The 18,702-nt window shown below is 70.9% G+C and carries 17 protein-coding genes; 4 read left to right on the forward strand and 13 right to left on the reverse strand.

Annotated features, from left to right (window positions below):
- Window positions 1-40: 40 nt before the first annotated feature.
- Window positions 41-1,054: a sigma-70 family RNA polymerase sigma factor gene (locus ACF1GV_RS25945; RefSeq protein WP_391685154.1), complete on the forward strand. Its 1,014-nt coding sequence runs from the start codon at window positions 41-43 to the stop codon at window positions 1,052-1,054.
- On the opposite strand, the gene ACF1GV_RS25950 is transcribed toward ACF1GV_RS25945, so the two are convergent.
- A complete protein-coding gene (locus ACF1GV_RS25950) occupies window positions 938-1,324 on the reverse strand; it encodes an STAS domain-containing protein (RefSeq protein ID WP_391685157.1) in 387 nt (128 codons plus the stop codon). The two genes, ACF1GV_RS25945 and ACF1GV_RS25950, sit on opposite strands and share 117 nt — an antisense overlap.
- Before the next feature lie 141 nt (window positions 1,325-1,465).
- On the opposite strand from ACF1GV_RS25950, the gene ACF1GV_RS25955 reads away from it, so the two are divergent.
- The gene (locus ACF1GV_RS25955; protein ID WP_391685159.1) at window positions 1,466-2,386 is read left to right on the forward strand and encodes an AEC family transporter; all 921 of its coding nucleotides are present in this window, start codon (window positions 1,466-1,468) and stop codon (window positions 2,384-2,386) included.
- 76 nt (window positions 2,387-2,462) lie between these two features.
- Here ACF1GV_RS25955 and ACF1GV_RS25960 read toward each other — a convergent pair whose 3' ends face one another.
- From ACF1GV_RS25960 to ACF1GV_RS25985, 6 genes are all read right to left on the reverse strand, one after another.
- Entirely contained in the window at window positions 2,463-3,746 is a 1,284-nt protein-coding gene (locus ACF1GV_RS25960; RefSeq protein WP_391685161.1) for a thymidine phosphorylase, read from the reverse strand.
- A 71-nt stretch (window positions 3,747-3,817) separates the two neighbouring features.
- A complete protein-coding gene (locus ACF1GV_RS25965; protein WP_391685163.1) occupies window positions 3,818-4,225 on the reverse strand; it encodes a cytidine deaminase in 408 nt (135 codons plus the stop codon).
- Window positions 4,222-5,484, reverse strand: a complete 1,263-nt coding sequence (locus ACF1GV_RS25970; protein ID WP_391685165.1) for an ABC transporter permease — start codon at window positions 5,482-5,484, stop codon at window positions 4,222-4,224. The genes ACF1GV_RS25965 and ACF1GV_RS25970 overlap by 4 nt, the downstream gene beginning before the upstream one ends.
- Entirely contained in the window at window positions 5,484-6,605 is a 1,122-nt protein-coding gene (locus tag ACF1GV_RS25975) for an ABC transporter permease (RefSeq protein WP_391685167.1), read from the reverse strand. The genes ACF1GV_RS25970 and ACF1GV_RS25975 overlap by 1 nt, the downstream gene beginning before the upstream one ends.
- Entirely contained in the window at window positions 6,602-8,257 is a 1,656-nt protein-coding gene (locus tag ACF1GV_RS25980; protein ID WP_391685759.1) for an ABC transporter ATP-binding protein, read from the reverse strand. Before ACF1GV_RS25980 ends, ACF1GV_RS25975 begins: the two co-directional genes overlap by 4 nt.
- 215 nt (window positions 8,258-8,472) lie before the next feature.
- Window positions 8,473-9,516, reverse strand: coding sequence for a BMP family protein (locus tag ACF1GV_RS25985; protein WP_391685169.1), 1,044 nt, complete (start codon window positions 9,514-9,516; stop codon window positions 8,473-8,475).
- A gap of 333 nt (window positions 9,517-9,849) precedes the next feature.
- Here ACF1GV_RS25985 and ACF1GV_RS25990 point away from each other — a divergent pair, with 333 nt between their 5' ends.
- Window positions 9,850-10,194 carry a hypothetical protein gene (locus tag ACF1GV_RS25990; protein WP_391685171.1) on the forward strand — a complete coding sequence of 115 codons (345 nt, stop codon included), beginning with the start codon at window positions 9,850-9,852 and terminating at the stop codon, window positions 10,192-10,194.
- Between the two features lie 58 nt (window positions 10,195-10,252).
- On the opposite strand, the gene ACF1GV_RS25995 is transcribed toward ACF1GV_RS25990, so the two are convergent.
- Entirely contained in the window at window positions 10,253-11,278 is a 1,026-nt protein-coding gene (locus tag ACF1GV_RS25995; RefSeq protein ID WP_391685173.1) for a BMP family protein, read from the reverse strand.
- A 455-nt stretch (window positions 11,279-11,733) separates the two neighbouring features.
- The gene (locus ACF1GV_RS26000) at window positions 11,734-12,975 is read right to left on the reverse strand and encodes a M20 family metallopeptidase (RefSeq protein ID WP_391685175.1); all 1,242 of its coding nucleotides are present in this window, start codon (window positions 12,973-12,975) and stop codon (window positions 11,734-11,736) included.
- 307 nt (window positions 12,976-13,282) lie between these two features.
- On the opposite strand from ACF1GV_RS26000, the gene ACF1GV_RS26005 reads away from it, so the two are divergent.
- Window positions 13,283-13,954: a class I SAM-dependent DNA methyltransferase gene (locus ACF1GV_RS26005; RefSeq protein WP_391685177.1), complete on the forward strand. Its 672-nt coding sequence runs from the start codon at window positions 13,283-13,285 to the stop codon at window positions 13,952-13,954.
- A gap of 27 nt (window positions 13,955-13,981) precedes the next feature.
- On the opposite strand, the gene ACF1GV_RS26010 is transcribed toward ACF1GV_RS26005, so the two are convergent.
- Genes ACF1GV_RS26010 through ACF1GV_RS26025 form a run of 4 tightly spaced genes read right to left on the reverse strand, consistent with a single transcriptional unit; the run spans window position 13,982 to window position 18,665 of the window.
- The gene (locus ACF1GV_RS26010; RefSeq protein WP_391685179.1) at window positions 13,982-15,061 is read right to left on the reverse strand and encodes a hypothetical protein; all 1,080 of its coding nucleotides are present in this window, start codon (window positions 15,059-15,061) and stop codon (window positions 13,982-13,984) included.
- A 39-nt stretch (window positions 15,062-15,100) separates the two neighbouring features.
- A complete protein-coding gene (locus tag ACF1GV_RS26015; protein WP_391685181.1) occupies window positions 15,101-16,039 on the reverse strand; it encodes an N-acetylneuraminate synthase family protein in 939 nt (312 codons plus the stop codon).
- Window positions 16,036-17,307, reverse strand: a complete 1,272-nt coding sequence (locus ACF1GV_RS26020; protein ID WP_391685183.1) for a cytidylyltransferase domain-containing protein — start codon at window positions 17,305-17,307, stop codon at window positions 16,036-16,038. The genes ACF1GV_RS26015 and ACF1GV_RS26020 overlap by 4 nt, the downstream gene beginning before the upstream one ends.
- Before the next feature lie 32 nt (window positions 17,308-17,339).
- A complete protein-coding gene (locus ACF1GV_RS26025; RefSeq protein WP_391685184.1) occupies window positions 17,340-18,665 on the reverse strand; it encodes a DUF6716 putative glycosyltransferase in 1,326 nt (441 codons plus the stop codon).
- Window positions 18,666-18,702: the final 37 nt, after the last annotated feature.

The following is an 18,702-nucleotide window of genomic DNA, read 5'->3' on the forward strand; positions in this document are numbered from 1 at the left end:
ACGCGGCGGACAGGGACACGGCCACAGGGGTGGGTGGACGATGGGTGACGGCACGGCGACGGCGGATCTGGACGTCAGGCTGGAGAAGCACCGGGTCGAGCTGACGGGGTACTGCTACCGGATGCTCGGCTCGTCCTTCGAGGCCGAGGACGCGGTGCAGGACACGATGGTCCGCGCCTGGCGCAGCTACGACAAGTTCGAGGGGCGTTCCAGCCTGCGCTCGTGGCTGTACCGGATCGCGACGAACGTGTGCCTGGACATGCTGACCGCGGGCAACAAGCGGGCGCGGCCGATGGATCTGACGGAGTCGACGCCGCTGGCGCAGGCGGCGCTGTCGCCGCGGCCCGAGAACACCTGGCTGGAGCCGATGCCGGACGCGCGAGTGCTGCCGACGGTCGAGGACCCTGCGGAGGCCGCGGTCGCCAAGGAGTCGGTGCGGCTGGCGTTCATGGCGGCCCTGCAGAAGCTGCCGCCCAAGCAGCGCGCGGTGCTGATCCTGCGGGAGGTGCTCGCCTGGCGGGCGAGCGAGGTCGCCGAGCTGCTGGAGACATCGGTGGCGTCGGTCAACAGCGCCCTGCAGCGGGCCCGCGCCACGCTCAGCGAGCAGCCGGAGCCGGGCGCCGAGGCGGCGGTGTCGGATCCGCTGGACGAGGAGCAGCGCAAGCTCCTGGAGCGCTATGTGCAGGCCTTCGAGGGCTACGACATGGCCGCGCTGACGGCGTTGCTGCACGAGGACGCGATCATGACGATGCCGCCGTTCGACCTGTGGCTGACCGGCCCGGCGGACATCACCGGTTTCATGACCACGCTGGGCGCGTCCTGCGCGAACTCCCGGCTGCTGCCGGTGCAGGTCAACGGCCTGCCCGGGTTCGCGCACTACAAGCCGGAGCCGGAGACGGGCGGCTTCTCCGCGTGGGCGGTGCAGGCGCTGGAGATCTCAGACGGCCGGATCACCGGGTTCCACTGCTTCCTGGACGTGCAGCGCTGGTTCCCGCTGTTCGGGCTGCCCCTCCAGCTCGAAGCGGAGGCCGACGAGGTCCAGCAGGGCGGCTAGCGCGGGGTCCGGATCGCGCAGGCGTATCCGCCCGCCGGCCCGGCGCGCGGTGAGCTGGAGCCGCGCCAGCAGGTCGACGGCGGCGAGGCCGGGCGGCCCCAGAGCGCCGACGTCGCAGACGACGACGCCGGCCCCGCCGGCCTCCAGCAGTGCCCGCACGTCGTCGCACAGCCCCGTCACCTCGTCCCGGGTGACGGGGCCGGCCAGCGCGAGTACGGGCGGTATCGTGGCGTCCACGTGCGGTAGACCGCGCGGGTGGGCGGAACTCATCGGGGCGGGTGTCCGAAGGCGCCGACGAGGATCACATTGACCTGGCTCGACTGCGCCGCGCAGGGTGATCGCCATGCCCATGCCCTGTGAACCAGCACCGGAACCCGCGTCCGCGACTCCCTCGCTCGCCGGGGAGGCCCCGTGCAGGGGGTGCTGAGCGGGTTCGCGGTCATCGCGGTCGTCATCGGTGTGGGGTATGTGCTGGGGCGGCTCGGCTCGCTCGGGGAGCAGGGCCGTGACGTACTGACGGCGCTCGCGTTCCATGTGGCCACGCCGGCGCTGCTGTTCACGACGCTCGCGGGGGCCGACCTTTCGGTGATCTTCTCCAGTCGGCTGCTGGTGACGGCGCTGAGCACGGCGGCCGCCGTGGGGACCTTCGTCGCGGTGGGCGTGCTGCGCCGCTGGGGGGTGGGCCGCACCACGATCGGCGCCCTGTGCGCCGGTTACGTCAACTCCGGCAACCTCGGCATCCCCATCGCCGTGTACGTGCTCGGCGACGCCTCGCTCGTCGCCCCCGTGATGCTCTTCCAGCTGATCCTGGTCACCCCGCTCGCCCTGGCGGTGCTGGACCTGTCGGGGCGGGGTGAGAAGGGGCCGCTGTGGCAGCGGCTGCTCACCCCGCTGCGCAACCCGGTCGCGGTGGGTTCGCTGGCCGGCGTCCTGGTGTCGGCGGCGGGCGGGCACGTCCCGGGCCCGGTGATGGACCCGCTCAAGCTCATGGGCAACATGGCGGTCCCGGCTTCGCTGCTCGCCTTCGGCATCTCGCTGTACGGCAGCGCGGCGCCGGGCCGGGGCCAGGACCGCGTGCCGGTGCTGCTGTCGGTGTCCCTGAAGTCGGTGGGGCAGCCGCTGATCGCCTGGCTTCTGGCGCGGGCCGTCTTCGGCCTGCACGGCGCGGCCCTGCTGGACGTGGTGGTCACCGCGGCCCTGCCGGCCGCGCAGAACCTCTTCACCTATGCCGGCCGTTACCGCGTCGCGGAGTCCCTGGCCCGCGAGTCGATCCTGCTGTCGACGGTGGCGTCGGTACCGGTGCTGGTGGCGGTGGCGGCGGTGCTGGGGTGAGGCCCGGCCCCCTGGTACGAGGAACGGGACCGGCGAAGATCCGCCGGTCCCGTTCCCTTCAGCAGGAAAGCGCTGCTCAGGCGATACGTTCCAGCACCACCGGCGACGCGGTGAACGCCGTGCCCGGGGCGGCGATGTCGTAGGAGCCCTCGATCGCCGTCAGGGCGTAGTCGAAGCGCTCGGGGGTGTCCGTGTGGAGGGTCAGCAGGGGCTGGCCCTCGGTCACCGTGTCGCCGGGCTTGGCGTGCATCTCCACGCCCGCGCCCGCCTGCACCGGGTCCTCCTTGCGGGCGCGGCCCGCGCCCAGGCGCCAGGCGGCGATGCCGATGTCGTAGGCGTCCAGGCGGGTCAGGACGCCCGAGGACGGCGCCTTGATCACGTGCTGCTCGCGGGCCACCGGCAGCTCCGCGTCCGGGTCGCCGCCCTGGGCCGCGATCATGCGGCGCCAGACGTCCATCGCGGAGCCGTCGGCCAGGGCCTTGGCCGGGTCGGCGCCGTGCACGCCGGCCGCGTCGAGCATCTCGCGGGCGAGGGCGATCGTCAGCTCCACGACGTCCGCGGGGCCGCCGCCCGCCAGGACCTCCACGGACTCGCGGACCTCCAGGGCGTTGCCCGCGGTCAGGCCGAGCGGGGTGGACATGTCGGTCAGCAGGGCGACCGTCTTCACGCCGTGGTCGGTGCCCAGGCCGACCATGGTGGCGGCCAGTTCGCGGGCGTCCTCGAGCGTCTTCATGAAGGCGCCCGAGCCGACCTTCACGTCCAGGACCAGGCTGCCGGTGCCCTCGGCGATCTTCTTCGACATGATCGAGGACGCGATCAGCGGGATCGCCTCGACCGTGCCGGTAACGTCCCGCAGCGCGTACAGCTTCTTGTCGGCGGGAGCGAGACCGTCGCCGGCCGCGCAGATCACCGCGCCGACCTCGTCGAGGACGCGCAGCATCTCCTCGTTGGAGAGAAGGGCCCGCCAGCCGGGGATCGACTCCAGCTTGTCCAGGGTGCCGCCGGTGTGGCCGAGGCCGCGGCCGGACAGCTGCGGGACGGCCGCGCCGCACGCGGCGACCAGGGGCGCCAGCGGAAGGGTGATCTTGTCGCCGACGCCGCCCGTGGAGTGCTTGTCGGCGGTCGGACGGGTGAGGGAGGAGAAGTCCATGCGCTCGCCGGAGGCGATCATCGCCGCCGTCCAGCGGGCGATCTCCCGGCGGTTCATGCCGTTGAGCAGGATGGCCATCGCGAGCGCGGACATCTGCTCGTCGGCGACCTCGCCGCGCGTGTACGCGTCGATGACCCAGTCGATCTGCTCGTCGCCGAGCTCACCGCGGTCGCGCTTGGTGCGGATGACGGAGATGGCGTCCATGGCCATGGCGTTCCTTCCGAGACGTTCAAAAAAATGCGCGGCCCCTCCGATGACGACTCGGAGGGGCCGCGCGGGAGTTACTGGGTGAGGTGGTCCGGGCCGAAGGCCTGCGGCAGCATCCGGGACAGCGGGAGGATGCCGGCCGGGGTCTCAAGCAGCAGGTCCGGGCCTCCGAACTCGTACAGCAGCTGCCGGCAGCGGCCGCACGGTACGAGGATGTCGCCCCGGCCGTCCACGCACGTGAAGTGCGTCAGCCGGCCGCCGCCGGTGCGGGCCAGCTCCGAGACCAGCCCGCACTCGGCGCACAGGCCGAGGCCGTAGGAGGCGTTCTCCACGTTGCAGCCGGAGACCGTGCGGCCGTCGTCGACGAGGGCGGCGACCCCGACCGGGTAGCCGGAGTAGGGGGCGTACGCGCGGGTCATGGCCTCGCGGGCCACCGCGCGCAGCGCCTCCCAGTCGACACCGGCCGCGTCGGGCGCGGTCACTTGCCCTGCCCCTTGCGGTACGGCAGACCGTCCGCCTTCGGCATGCGCAGACTCTGGGCGGACAGGGACAGGACGAGCAGCGTGACGATGTACGGGGTGGCCGTCACCAGCTGGCGCGGGACCTCGTCGGTGCTGGTGTACCAGACGAACATCAGCACCGAGATCACGAAGGTGAGGAGACCGCTCACCAGCTTCCTCTTCCACAGCAGGTACGCCGCGCCGATCACCAGCAGGATCGCCAGCAGCAGGATCAGCGCGTGCACGTTGGTGGTTCCGCCGCGCAGGTTGAGGCTGTCGGTGTAGCCGAACAGGCCCGCGCCGAGGGCGAGACCGCCCGGCATCCAGTTGCCGAAGATCATCGCCGCGAGGCCGATGTAGCCACGCCCGGCGGTCTGCCCGTCGAGGTAGACGTTGGAGGCGACGATCGACAGGAACGCGCCGCCCAGGCCGGCGAGACCACCGGAGATGATCACCGCGATGTACTTGTACTTGTAGACGTTGACACCGAGGGACTCCGCCGCGACCGGGCTCTCACCACAGGAACGCAGGCGCAGGCCGAAGGCGGTGCGCCACAGCACCCACCAGGTCACCGGCACCAGGGCCACGGCGATGACGGTGAGCGGCGACAGGTTGGTCACCAGGCCGCCGAGCAGGCCGGCGATGTCGGAGATCAGGAACCAGTGCTTGCCGTTCAGTGTCACCAGCGCGTCGGACAGGCCGGGGATGCTGAAGGTGCCCAGTGAGTCGATCGGCGGCGACTGCTTGGAGGAGCCCTGCGGGACGCCTTCGAAGGTGAACTTCGACAGGTAGCGGGTCAGGCCGACGGCCAGGATGTTGAGGGCCACACCGGAGACGATGTGGTTGACGTTGAAGGTGACGGTGGCGATCGCGTGCAGGAGGGCGCCCAGCGCGCCGCCCAGGATGCCGAAGGCGACACCCGTCCACGGGCCCCACTGGTAGCCGGCCCAGGCGCCGAACCAGGTGCCGAGGATCATCATGCCCTCGAGGCCGATGTTGACGACTCCGGCGCGTTCGGCCCACAGGCCGCCGAGGCCCGCGAGACCGATCGGCACGGCGAGCCGCAGAGCCGTGGACATCTGGCCGGTGGAGGTGATGCCGTCCGCGCCCGAGATGAGGCGGACGATCGAGGTCAGGATCAGCACGCCCGCGATGACGAGCAGGAGAACCGGGAGCGAGAGTCGGCGGCCGCCCTTGCCGGGCTGCTTCGCCTGCGGCTTGGCGACGGTCGTGGTCGACATCAGGCCGCGACCTCCTTCTTGGCGTTGTTGTCGGCTTCGGCGGCGAGCTGAGCGCCGACCTGCTTCTGCTGGCGGCGCAGGCCCCACTGCCGTACGGCCTCGTAGGAGATGACGACGGTGAAGACGATCACGCCCTGCATGATGGTGGCGATCTCCTTCTCGTACGCCACCGGGACGGCGTAGTCCAGGGCGGGGGACGCCTTGTCCAGGAAGGCCCACAGCAGGGAGGCGAGCGCGATGCCGCCGGGGTGGTTGCGGCCGAGCAGAGCGATGCCGATGGCCGTGAACCCGAGGCCGGCGGGGAAGCTCAGGCTGTAGGTGTGGGTCTCGCCGAGCAGCAGCGGCAGCCCGGAGACACCGGCCACCGCGCCGGAGATCAGCATCGCGGTGAGGACCATCTTCTTGGCGTCGACGCCGGAGGCCGCGGCGGCGGTCTCCGAGGCGCCGGTGGCGCGCAGGTCGAAGCCGAAGCGGGTGCGGTTGAGCACCAGCCAGTAGGCGATGCCGAGCAGGACGGCGAGGAAGACCAGGCCGTAGATCTCACCGACGTCCGGGCCCAGGTCGATGCCGGGGACCCAGCCGGACTTCTTCATGATGCCGGTGGTGTTGTTGTCACCGACCAGCACGCCGAAGTTGTCGGTGAGGGTGAGGTAGCCGATCAGCGCGGTGGCGATGGAGTTCAGCATGATCGTGGCGACGACCTCGCTGACCCCGCGGGTCACCTTCAGCACGCCCGCGATGCCGGCCCACATGGCGCCGGTGAGGGCGCCGACCAGCAGCAGCAGGGGAACCTGCACGAACGACGGCAGCGCCACGTGCGCGCCGACCACCGCGGTGACCATCGCGCCGAGACGGTACTGGCCGTCGACCCCGATGTTGAACAGGTTCATGCGGAAGCCGAGGGCGACCGCGAGGGCGGCGATGTAGTACAGCGACGCCTGGTTGACGATCAGCACCTGGATGTCGGAGTACCCGATCTGTTCCAGCATCAGCCGGTACGGCTCGATCGGGTTCTTGCCGGAGGCGAGGAGCACCACCGACGTCAGCAGGATCGCCGCGACCAGTGCGACGACCGGTCCCGCGACCGCGACGAGCGCGCGGTCCTTGTCGAACTTCTTCATCGGGCGTCGTCCTCCGGGGCGGCTTCCTCGTCGCCTGCTTCTGTGTGTTCCAGGTGGCCGCTGACGGCACCGGTCATGGCCGAGCCCAGCTCCTCCGGGGTGATGGTGGCCGGGTCGGCGTCGGCGACCAGCCTGCCGTCGTAGATCACGCGGAGGGTGTCCGACAGACCGATCAGCTCGTCCAGGTCGGCGGAGATCAGCAGCACCGCCAGGCCGTCGCGGCGGGCCTCACGGATGCGGTCCCAGATCTGCGCCTGGGCGCCGACGTCCACACCGCGGGTGGGGTGGGCGGCGATCAGGAACTTCGGGTCGTGGCTCATCTCGCGGCCGACGATGAGCTTTTGCTGGTTGCCGCCGGACAGGGAGGCGGCGGTGACGTCGATGCCGGGGGTGCGGACGTCGTACTCCTCGACGATCCGGCGCGTGTCGTCCTGGGCGCCCTTGGGGTTCAGCCAGAAGCCCTTGGCGTTGGGCTTCTCGGTGACATGGCCGAGGATGCGGTTCTCCCACAGCGGGGCCTCGAGGAGCAGGCCCTGGCGGTGGCGGTCCTCGGGGATGTAACCGACGCCGGTCTCGCGGCGCTTGCGGGTGGCCCAGGCGGTGATGTCCTCGCCGAGGAAGCGGATCGTGCCCGCGTGGGCGTGCTTGGTGCCGATGAGCGCGTCGATCAGCTCGGTCTGGCCGTTGCCCTCGACACCGGCGATGCCCATGACCTCGCCGGCGTGGATGGTGAAGGTGAGGTCGTCGAGGACCTTCTTGACCTCGCCGCGCTGGGCCTCGTCCATCAGCAGACCCGCGGACGACTCGCCGAACGAGATGGCGCCCGAGGAGTAGACGGTCAGACCCTCGACCTGGATCACCGGCCGGTCGGTGACCGTCGACTCGGCGGTCTCCGGGGTGGGCAGCTCGCTGCCGACCATCAACTCGGCGAGCTGGTGCGGGGTGGTCTCGGTGGGCACGGCCGTGCCCACCGTCGTACCGCGGCGGATGACGGTGATGTCGTCCGCGACGGACAGGACCTCGCCCAGCTTGTGGGAGATGAAGATGACGGACAGGCCCTCCGACTTCAGCTCGCGCAGGTTGGCGAAGAGGGCGTCGACCTCCTGCGGGACGAGGACGGCGGTCGGCTCGTCGAGGATGAGGGTCTTCGCGCCGCGGTAGAGCACCTTGAGGATCTCCACGCGCTGCCGGTCGGCGACACCGAGGTCCTCGACCAGGACGTCGGGGCGGACCCCGAGGCCGTACCGGTCGGAGATCTCCTTGATCTTCCTGCGGGCATTGCCACCGATGCCGTACAGCTTCTCGCTGCCCAGCACCACGTTCTCCAGCACGGTGAAGTTGTCGGCCAGCATGAAGTGCTGGTGGACCATGCCGATGCCACGGGCGATGGCGTCGGCGGGGCTGGCGAAGGTGACGTGCTCACCGTCGACGGTGATGGTGCCCTCGTCCGGCTTCTGCATGCCGTAGAGGATCTTCATCAGCGTCGACTTGCCGGCGCCGTTCTCGCCGACGAGGGCGTGCACGGTGCCCTTGCGGACCGTCAGGTGGATGTCATGGTTGGCGACGACACCCGGGAATCGTTTCGTGATGCCCGCGAGCTCCACCGCGATCGTCGACTGAGCGGTGAGCGGAGGGCTGCTGGTCGCGTCGATGGCGCACTCTCCTCGGGAAAGGGGTCGCTCTACGCGCGTAGCGCCCCTGCTTTAAATAGTGCTCGGGCCGGATCGGGTCTTTCGTATCCCCGATCGGTTCCGAGCATTCTGCCGTGCGAACGGGGCGCGGTGAGCCATCCTCTCCGCACCCCGTTCCCTGGCCGTAACGCCGCCATGACGGTCTGCGCCCGGTGCCAGGTCTCCGACCGGGAAGGTCAGGAGGTCTGCACCTTGATGGTGCCGTTCTTGATGCCTTCCTCGGCCTTCTTCACGGCGTCCTGGATGGCCTTGTCGCCGGCGAACTTCGGGTTGGAGTTCGACAGGCTGACGCCGCCGTTGTTCAGGCTGCCACGGATCTCCCCGGACAGCGGCTTGCCGTCGTGCACGGACTTGGCCAGGCCGTACACCGCACCGGCGACGTTCTTCATCGCCGAAGTGAGGATGGAGTCCTTGTACTTGGCCAGCGCTGCCTGCTTGTACTGGTCGGAGTCGACACCGATCGCCCAGACCTTGTGCGCGGCGGCCGACTTGATCACGCCCTGGCCCGACAGACCGGCGGCGGCGTAGACGACGTCCGCGCCCGCGTCGATCTGACCGTCCGCGGCGTTCTCACCCTTGTCGGGGCTGGAGAAGCCGCCCTCCTGGGCGGTCTGGGTCAGGTACTGCTTCTCGATCTTGATCTTCGGGTTGACCGACTGGGCGCCCTGGATGAACCCGGCCTCGAACTTGTGGATCAGGGGAATGTCCACACCGCCGATGAACCCGATGTGGTTCTTCTTGGTGGCCTTCGCCGCGGCGACACCCGCCAGGTAGGACGCCTGCTCCTCGTGGAAGACGAGGTCGGCGACGTTGTTCATCTTCACCTTGTCGTCGTCCACGACACCGAAGGTGACCTTCGGGTACTTGGCGGCGACCTCCTGAACGGCGGGCGCGTAGACGAAGCCCACACCGATGATCGGGTTGTAGCCGGCCTTGGCGAGCTGCTCCAGGCGCTGCACCTTGTCGGCGGTGGACTCGTTGTCACTGGGCTCGACGTCACGGCTGGTGTAGCCGTACTCCTTGTCGGCCTGCTCCAGACCGGCGAAGGCGGCGTCGTTGAACGACTGGTCGCCCTTGCCGCCGATGTCGTAGGCCAGACCGATTCCCTTCGACTTGCTGCTGCTCGACGAAGAGCTGGACGAGCTTCCGCAGGCGGAAGCGGTAACTGCGAGAGCTGCGGTCGCTACACCCGCAACAGCGATACGGGACACCCGGCGCATGGAACGAGACTCCTTTGTGCAAGCGCCCATACCAGGCGCTGGTTCCGCCGCAGCGTAACGCGCGTAGACAGAACGCAAAACCCGGCTCGCAAGAGTGTTATGGGACCGTTTCGTACCCCTGTGGCAGACCCCGGTGACCTGCGCCGGGTCCCGGAACTCGAACTCTTCCCGGGAGCCGGCCGTGGCCCCGCCTACCAGGGCCGAATGCCGGGCCGAATCCCCCGCGAGCATGATCTTTCCGGCGGCGCTCACATGTCAGGGTCACGTTGATCGAAAAATGCGATACCGCAGGCCTGACCAGCCTGACGGTCTCTTGTGATCCAGGGGAGGATCATGAAGTTCTCCAAGTTCGCCGCCGCGGCGGCCGGCGCCGGTGTCGCCCTGTCGGCCACCGTCGTCGGCCTGGCGTCGCCCGCCATGGCGTCGTCGACCTGCTCGACGTGGGTGTCCAAGGACGGCACGACCGGCTACGGAAAGTGCACCGGCGGGAACACCCGCTTCAGCGTCCACCGGGTCAAGGTCGTGTGCGTCAGCCCGCACGGCACCAAGTGGAACGTCTACGGCAAGTGGGCGAACACCCGCCACGGCGAGACGTCGAAGGCCGTGTGCTCGACGGACCACGGCTACTCGGGCACCGGCGTGCTCTCGATGAAGATCGAGACGGACGAGCCGGTATAACCCGCACGAGCGATGCCCCCGCCTCCGGCCGCGCCGGAAGCGGGGGCATCGCGCCGCGTCACTTCGTGTTCACGGTGACCTTCCCGTTCACGATGTCCTGCCGGGCCTTGTCCACTGCCCCGACGACGTCCTTCATGGCCTGGTACTTGGGGTTGGAGTCGGCGAACCCGACGCCGTCGTTGGCGAGCGAGCCGCGGACCGTGCCGCTGAGCGGCTTGCCCTGGTACACGGACTTGGCCAGCTCGTAGACGGCACCGCCGACGTTCTTCAGGGCGGAGCCGAGGATCCAGTCCTTGTACTGGCCGAGCGCGCTCTGCCGGTACTGGTCGGAGTCGACGCCGATCGCCCACACCTTGTGCTGCGCCGCGGCCTTGATCACGCCCTGCCCGGACAGCCCGGCGGCGTGGTAGACCACGTCGGCCCCGGCCTCGATCTGGCCGTTGGCGGCGTCCTCCCCCTTGTCGGGGCTGGAGAAGCCGCCCTCCTGCGCGGTCTGCGTCAGATACTGCGACTCGATCTTGATCCCCGGATTCACGGACTTGGCGCCCTGCGTGAATCCGGCCTCGAACTTGTGGATCAACGGGATGTCCACGCCACCGATGAACCCGATGTGGTTCTTCTTGGTGGCCTTCGCCGCCGCGACGCCCGCGAGATACGACGACTGCTCCTCGTGGAACACGAGATCGGCGACGTTCTTGGACTGGACGGTGTCGTCGTCGATGATCCCGAAGGTGATCTTCGGATACTTGGCGGAGACCTCCTTGACCGCCGGCGCGTAGACGAAGCCGACGCCGACGATCGGGTTGTACCCGGCCTTGGCGAGCTGCTCCAGGCGCTGCACCTTGTCGGCGGTGGACTCGTTGTCGCTGGGCTCGACGTCCCGGCCGCCGATCTTGAACTCCTGCTCGGCCTTCTGGAAACCGGAGAAGGCGGCGTCGTTGAACGACTGGTCGCCCTTGCCGCCGATGTCGTACGCGAGGCCGATGCCCTTGCCGGAGTACTTCCCGGAGGCCTCGGCAGTGCTGGAGGAGGAGCTGGACTCGCCGCATCCGGCGGCCGCGAGGGCGATGACCGTGGCGGTCACCGCGGCTTGGGAGAACCTGGTCCTCCGAGATATCAGACGCACGTCGAGCACCCTTCATCCCCACGGCACCGATCACGGGACCGTATCCCCAAGGCGATTTCGGCGCACAGTAACGCGCGTAGAGGGGCGGGGGAACGGGGTTGCCACCGGCGTTACCGTTTCGTGCCGCCGGAAGTTACAGAGGGGCAACCCGGCGGCTCCAGAGCACCCGGCGTAGTGGCCGGCCGGGCGCCCCTGCGCCCACCCGTGCCGCCCCTGGGGTCCCCCTGCTCGAAGAGCTTGGGGGAGGCACGACTGCCCGCAGCCATGCCAGTCGATGGCGCGCGCCACGGCGTCGTCGCACGCGCCGACGGCGGGAAGGGGACGGGGCGCGGGGCTGTATTCCGACATGCGGCTCCGCCGCGTGGGCGCGACCAGCACAACGAGCCCCGACCCGAAAAGCCGGACCCCGGACCTCACGCCGTACGGCTACCCGCATCCAGCAACGCCGCCGCCGTAAACAACTCCACCCCCACCGTGATGGCCGACTCGTCCGCGTCGAAGTCCCCTTGGTGCAGGTCCCGCACAGTCCGCTCCCCCGGCGTCCGCACGCCCAGCCGGGCCATCGCGCCCGGCACGCGCTCCAGGTACCAGGAGAAGTCCTCGCCCCCCAGGGACTGCTCCGTGTCCTCCACGGACTCCAGCCCCCGCCGCGCGGTCATCGCGTCACGCAGCAGTTCGGTCACCGCCAGGTCGTTGACCACCGGCGGCACACCCCGCACGTAATTGATCTCCGACTTGGCCCCGTGCAGATTCGCCACCTCGTCGATCGCCGCGACCACCATGTCCGGCGCCTGCCGCCACGCCTCGATGTCCAGGCACCTCACCGTCCCGGCCAGCTCGGCATGTTGCGGAATGACGTTCGGCGCGTGCCCGGACTCGATCCGGCCCCACGTCACGGCGAGCCCGCTGCGCGTGTCGACGCGCCGCCCGACGAGCGCGGGCACGTCGGTGACCACCCGGGCCGCGGCGGTGACCAGGTCGGTGGTGAGGTGCGGACGCGCGGTGTGGCCGCCGGGGCCGTCGAGCGAGATCTCCAGCCGGTCGCAGGCGGAGGTGATCGCACCGGCCCGCAGCCCGACCCGTCCCGCGTCGACCCGCGGGTCGCAGTGCACGGCGAGGATGCGGCCGACCCCCTTCAGCGCGCCGGAGGCGATCACGTCGGCGGCACCGCCGGGCAGCACCTCCTCGGCGGGCTGGAAGATCAGCCGCACCGGACGCGGCAGCCGCCCCTGCCGGTGCAGCTCGGCCAGGACCAGCCCGGTGCCGAGCACGACCGTGGTGTGCACGTCGTGGCCGCAGGCGTGGGCGCGGTCGGGCACGGTCGACCGGTACGGGCAGTCGGCCTTCATGTCCGGGATGGGCAGCGCGTCGATGTCGGCGCGCAGGGCGAGCATGCCGGGGCCCTCGTAGGGGGCGTCCGCGGTTACGCCGATGTCGCAGATCAGGCCGGTGCCGCTGGGGAGCACGCGCGGGTGGAGGCCGGCCGTCTCCAGGCGGGCCTTGATCGCCGCGGTGGTGCGGAACTCCTGGTTGCCGAGCTCGGGGTGCATGTGCAGGTCGCGGCGGAAGGCGACGAGCTCGGCGCGCAGCTGCTCGGGGAGCGTGCCGGGGAGCACGGCGGCCCCGGACGGATCGGCCTCGGACTGTAGCGACATCAGTTGCTTCACCCTCTGAAGGGTAGGGCGCCGGGGCGGCCAACTGACCCGCGATCAACAAAAGATCAGCCCGTTAGGGGAAGAAAATCTGGCCGCCCGACGCATAGTGGTCGTCGTGGACGGGTAAACTCGCCCGACTCTCGACCGGGTGGATCTAGGGTCGAGCGCCCGTCCCCTGCTCTTTTCACCTCTTTTCCACGGATACCACGCCCCGCGCAGACCACGCGGCCGGTGTTCGACTATCGGGACGGAACCCGGTTCCAGGATCACACCGCCCGAGCGCCGTGGGAGGCCGTAGGGTCCCGGCGTGACCGACTCCACCACCACGTTCCTGACCGACACCCGTGCCGCGTACGACGCCATCGCGCCGGCCTTCGCCGAGGCGTTCCCGGACATCCTCACCGACCTCCCGCTGGAGCGGGCGCTGCTCTCGGCGTTCGCCGAGCAGGTCACGGCGCACGGGCCGGAGCCCGTGGCGGACGTCGGCAGTGGTCCGGGGCATGTGACGGCCCGGCTGCACTCGCTGGGCGTGCCGGTGTTCGGCATCGACATCTCGCCGCGGATGGCGGCCCTCGCCCGGGAGGCGCATCCGGACCTGCGCTTCCACGTGGGGTCGATGACGGCGCTGGATGTGCCGGACGCCACGCTCGGCGGGCTGCTGGCGCTCTACTCGGTCATCCACGTGCCGGACGAGCACCTGCCGACCGTGTTCGCGGAGTTCCGCCGGGTGCTGGTGCCGGGCGGGCAGCTGCTGCTGTCGTTCCAGATGGCGGACCCGGCGGCGGACGGGACCGAGCACCTGCACCTGTCGGAACGGTTCGGGCAGGCGATCGCGCTCGACTACTACTGGCGTACCCCGCAGGCCGTGGCCGCCGTGCTGACGGAGGCGGGCCTGACGCTCCAGGCCCGGGTCGTGCGTGAGCCGCTGGGCCCGGAGAAGCGCCCCCGGGCCTTCCTGCTGGCGCGAAAACCGGAGTGAACCAGCCGGAGGCCGACGCCCCGCGGGTTACGCCACGCTCATCTCCGTCAGCCTCCGCACCCCCCGGGCCGTCCCTGTCACCCCCGAGAGAAAACCCTGGGCGCGGGGTGAGGCCGTCCGGGTGAGCCAGTCGGGGTCGATGTCGCACACCGCGACCTCGACGTCGGTGCCGGCGAGGGCCAGCGGCAAGGTGTGCACGACCGTCGACGGGAAGCTCAGGACCGTCCGGCCGACAGGCCCCCGGCGGGCGATCAGCTCCAGTGGCAGCTCGGGCCGGACGATCTCCAGACCGGTCTCGACGGCCAGCCGGTGCAGCTTCTCCGTGCTCTCGCGCCGGTGGGCGAAGTAGCGGGTGGCGCCGTGCGTCTTGGCCAGGGTGCGGACGGCGTCGAGGTAGCGCTCGCCGTCCACGACACCGGTCTCCACCAGCGACGTACCGACCAGGTCGGCGCCCTTGGTGATGCGCGGCGGGCCGAAGCGGGCGCGGGTCCAGGCGAAGTCGTGCGCGGTGACCCTGACGCCGTCGGGGGCCTCCGCGATGGGCATGGAGGAGAAGATCTCCACCCGCTGCTCGCCGCCGGGTGTGAGGCGGCGCCGGGCGATGGAGGACACCGGCGCGAACACCAGGTCGCGCGGGCCGCGCCGGCCGCCCTTGCGGTGCCAGCGCACGAGCCGCTCACCGCGCGCGAGCTGGGCGACGAACTCCATCGTGGCCGTGCCGTCGTCGACGACGACCAGGTCACGGGCCCTGGTGATGGCCAGCAGCAGCTGGACGTACCGGGAGAACGGGTCGCCCATGACGATCCGTTCCGCCCGCCGCAGCCGCCCCGCGAGGGAACCGACCGTCTGGAAGGGGGCCGCGGGGCCGCCGCGGGCCTCCTCCCAGCGCACGGTGTGTCCCTCGTCCCGGGCCAGGTCGGCCATGCGCCGCAGCTGGCCCCGGGTCATCGGGTCGGTCGGGGACAGGACGACGAGGGTGAACCCCGCGCCGGGCTCCTCCAGCGGCCGGATGCCGTGGGCGTGGGCCCATTCCAGGACGTTGAGGAGCTGTACCGGGCTCTCCACGAAGGCGAGGGTGGTGCCGGGCTCGCCGGCGCGTGGGTTCATCGACGCAGATCCGTCCCCTTGAGAAACGCAGCGGATCCGTCAGACGCCGACCGGCTCGCCCGCCGCCGCGGCGATCTCCGCCTCGGCGACGACGCCGCTGACACGGCGCAGCTTCTTCATCGGCGCGAGCTCGGAGTCGTAGACCTTCTTCACACCGTCACCGAGGGCGTCCTCGATGGTGCGGATGTCGCGGACCAGGCGCGTGAGGCCCTGCGGCTCGACGGAGGCGGCCTGGTCGGAGCCCCACATGGCGCGGTCGAGGGTGATGTGCCGCTCGACGAAGCAGGCGCCGAGGGCGACGGCGGCGAGGGTGGTCTGCAGGCCGGTCTCGTGGCCGGAGTAGCCGATCGGGACGTTCGGGTACTCCTTCTCCAGCGTGTTGATCACGCGGAGGTTCAGCTCCTCGGCCTTGGCCGGGTAGGTGGAGGTGGCGTGGCACATGACGATGTTGTCGCTGCCCAGGACCTCGACGGCGTGCCGGATCTGCTTCGGGGTCGACATGCCGGTGGACAGGATGACCGTCCTGCCGGTGGCGCGCAGGGCGCGCAGCAGCTCGTCGTCGGTGAGGGAGGCGGAGGCCACCTTGTGGGCGGGGACGTCGAACTTCTCCAGGAAGGCGACGGCCTCGGTGTCCCACGGGGAGGCGAACCAGTCGATGCCCCGGGTGCGGCAGTACTCGTCGATCTGCCGGTACTCGTCCTCGCCGAACTCCACGCGGTGGCGGTAGTCGATGTACGTCATCCGGCCCCACGGCGTGTCCCGCTCGATGTCCCACTGGTCGCGCGGGGTGCAGATCTCGGGGGTGCGCTTCTGGAACTTCACGGCGTCGCAGCCGGCGTCGACGGCGGCGTCGATCAGCTTGAAGGCGTTCTCCAGCTCACCGTTGTGGTTGATGCCGATCTCGCCGCAGATGTAGACGGGGCGGCCGGGGCCGACCTCGCGCGAGCGGAACGTGCGCAGACGGGAGTTGGTGCTCATGACAGGGGTGTCCTTACTTGGGGAGCGAGCGTGGTGAGCTCGGGGAGCGGGGGGAGCTCGGGAAGGGAGTCGAGGGAGGGGCCGAGGAGCCAGCCGGCGATCTCCCGGACGGCGCCGTCGCCACCGGGGACGGTGGTGACCGCGCGAGCGGCGCCGCGTACGACGGCATGGGCGCTCGCGACCGCGACGGGCCAGCCGACGAGGGCGAAGCAGGGCAGGTCGTTGACGTCGTTGCCGACGTAGAGCACGCGCTCCGGCGCGATGCCCGCTTCCTCGCACCACTGCTTGAGCGCGAGGTCCTTGCGGTCGATGCCGTGCAGCACCGGCAGCTTCAGCTTGCGGGCGCGGGCGGCGACGACCGGGTTGCGTTCCGTGGACAGGATCAGCATCTTCAGGCCGCTGTCGCGCAGGGCCGCGATGCCGAGTCCGTCGCCGCGGTGCACGGAGACGAACTCCCGTCCCTCGGAGTCGATCAGCACCCGGTCGTCGGTCTGGGTGCCGTCGAAGTCGAGGACGACCGCGTCGATGTCGTCGGCGGTCGGGAGGGAACCGGGCCGGGCCGCGTCGAAGAGGGGCGCGAGGGCACGGGCCCGGGCGAGGTCGTGCGGGTCGTCGATCTCCAGCACGCGCGCGGGGTCGGTGCGCACGAGTTCGGTGCGGCCGAAGAAGCGGTGCCGGTGGGTGCGGAAGCCGGCCGCGTCCATGGCGTAGGCGGCGCCGGTCTCCAGCAGGTCCTGGGGGCGGTCCTGGCGGCGGGGGCGGAAGGACTTGTCGTGGTTGACGCCGTAGCCGCCGTCCGGCTCCTGGGAAGCGCCGTCGCGCCAGAGGAAGCCGTGGAACGGGGCCACGGTCACCGCCGTGTCGGCGCCCTGCTCCACGATGGCCGCGGCGACCCCGTCGACGTCCTCATGGACCAGGAACGGGCTGGTGCACTGCACGAGGAGCACCACGTCCACGGGGGTGCCGTGCAGCGTCTCGTAGGCGTCCAGGGCGTGCAGGACGGCGGCCTCGGAGGTGGCGGTGTCCCCGGCGATGGCCGCGGGCCGCAGCACGACCTCGGCGCCGGCCTCGCGGGCGGCGGCCGCGATGGCCTGGTCGTCGGTGGAGACGACGACGTCGGTGACCAGCCGGGCGGCGCGGCACTCGCGCACGGCGCGGGCGACCAGCGGGACGCCGCCGACGGGGGCGAGGTTCTTCGCGGGGACGCCCTTGGAGCCGCCACGGGCGGGGATCACGGCGAGCACGCGGCGCGCCGGTGTGTCGGGCATGGGGTGTTCTCCTTGGACTCCTTGGAGCGGGGTCACAGCTCCCCCATCCGCCGGATGACGGGCGCCACGCGCTGCACGCCGTGCCGGTAGGCGCCGCGCGCGGCCCGGCGCACGATCTGCCGGACGGGCCCGGGTTCCTTGTCGGCGACGGGGGCGCCCGGCAGCGGGCTGCCGTCGGGGGCGAGGTGGTGACGGGCGAGGATGCCGGGCAGGTATCCGGGCGCGGTCTCGCTCGTGTAGTACGGCGTGAGGGGCGGCAGTCCGCCGGGCTGTGCGAGGAGTTTCACGATCCGCTCGCGGGCGGCGTCGAACGCGGTCGCGTAGTCGCCGTCGGCGGCGACGCCCTGGCGGGCCACCCACTCGAGGTCGGGTTCGGGCCGGTGTCCGGCGTCGAGCCGGTCCCAGGAGGCCAGGCAGCCGGAGCCGGTGAAGTGGTGGTTGCCGAGGACCTCGCGCACCCCGAGGTCGGTGAGCACGACGGTCGGGATACGGCGGTGCAGGGACTCCAGGGCCGCGGTGGAACTCACCGTCACCAGCAGGTCGGTGCGGTCGAGGACCTCGCCCATGTTGCCGTACACCAGACGGAGGTTGGGCGGCAGCGGGCCGGCCTTCTGCGCCAGCTTCTGGTAGGGCAGCTCCTCCAGGTGCGTGGTGTGCTCGCCGGGCCTGGAACGGAGCTTGAGCAGCACCTCGCGCTCGGGGTGGAGGCGGGCGTGCCGGATCAGGCGGTCCAGCAGGTAGGTGCGGTCCTTGTGGGACTCCGGGACGGACGGCTGGGCGGCGAACACCACGGTGTAGGGATCGTGCGCGCCGGTATAGGGGTCGCCGCCGAGGAACGGCAGGGCGACCTCGGTGACCGCGGCGGCGTCGGCGCCCACACCCTCGTACACCGCGCGGAAACGCTCGGCGTCCTGGCGGGAGTTGGCGAGGACGAGGTCGGCGCCGTGCCGCAGCAGCAGGCCGTCGGCGAGCTTCTCGTAGACGACCCCGACATAGCCGGTGACCACGACGGGCCGCTCGGGGCGGCCCTGCCAGGCCCGCTTCAGCCCGTGCAGCATCGCCTGCACCCCGCCGCCGACGAGCGCCAGCACGAGCACGTCGTACGACTCCTCGCGCGGCTCCCGCATCGCGCGGAGGAACTGAACGGCGGTCACCTCGCGCAGGGAGTCCGCGCGGACGCCGACTTCCTCGAGCTGGCGGGCGGTGGGGGTGGCGCGGCCCCGCAGGAGATAGCCGTCGAGACGGACTTCGGCGTCCTCGGGAAGAAGGCGGCACGCGGTGAGCGCACCCCATTTCCACCGGGTGTCGGAATCCGCGAGAACGGCGACTCGCAGGGCGTTCGTTGCACTGACTGGCACGCCGAAGACGCTAGAAAGGAATTCCCAGGTCCGGCCC

It is taken from the genome of Streptomyces sp. NPDC014006 (assembly GCF_043088925.1).
Taxonomy (GTDB): Bacteria; Actinomycetota; Actinomycetes; order Streptomycetales; family Streptomycetaceae; genus Streptomyces.

Bases quoted from the DNA above. Each gene is read 5' to 3' on its own strand.
- ACF1GV_RS25945 (WP_391685154.1), top strand. From the start codon at position 41: ATGGGTGACGGCACGGCGACGGCGGATCTGGACGTCAGGCTGGAGAAG.
- ACF1GV_RS25950 (WP_391685157.1), bottom strand. From the start codon at position 1,324: ATGAGTTCCGCCCACCCGCGCGGTCTACCGCACGTGGACGCCACGATA.
- ACF1GV_RS25960 (WP_391685161.1), bottom strand. From the start codon at position 3,746: ATGGCCATGGACGCCATCTCCGTCATCCGCACCAAGCGCGACCGCGGT.
- ACF1GV_RS25970 (WP_391685165.1), bottom strand. From the start codon at position 5,484: ATGTCGACCACGACCGTCGCCAAGCCGCAGGCGAAGCAGCCCGGCAAG.
- ACF1GV_RS25975 (WP_391685167.1), bottom strand. From the start codon at position 6,605: ATGAAGAAGTTCGACAAGGACCGCGCGCTCGTCGCGGTCGCGGGACCG.
- ACF1GV_RS25985 (WP_391685169.1), bottom strand. From the start codon at position 9,516: ATGCGCCGGGTGTCCCGTATCGCTGTTGCGGGTGTAGCGACCGCAGCT.
- ACF1GV_RS25990 (WP_391685171.1), top strand. From the start codon at position 9,850: ATGAAGTTCTCCAAGTTCGCCGCCGCGGCGGCCGGCGCCGGTGTCGCC.
- ACF1GV_RS26000 (WP_391685175.1), bottom strand. From the start codon at position 12,975: ATGTCGCTACAGTCCGAGGCCGATCCGTCCGGGGCCGCCGTGCTCCCC.
- ACF1GV_RS26010 (WP_391685179.1), bottom strand. From the start codon at position 15,061: ATGAACCCACGCGCCGGCGAGCCCGGCACCACCCTCGCCTTCGTGGAG.
- ACF1GV_RS26015 (WP_391685181.1), bottom strand. From the start codon at position 16,039: ATGAGCACCAACTCCCGTCTGCGCACGTTCCGCTCGCGCGAGGTCGGC.
- ACF1GV_RS26020 (WP_391685183.1), bottom strand. From the start codon at position 17,307: ATGCCCGACACACCGGCGCGCCGCGTGCTCGCCGTGATCCCCGCCCGT.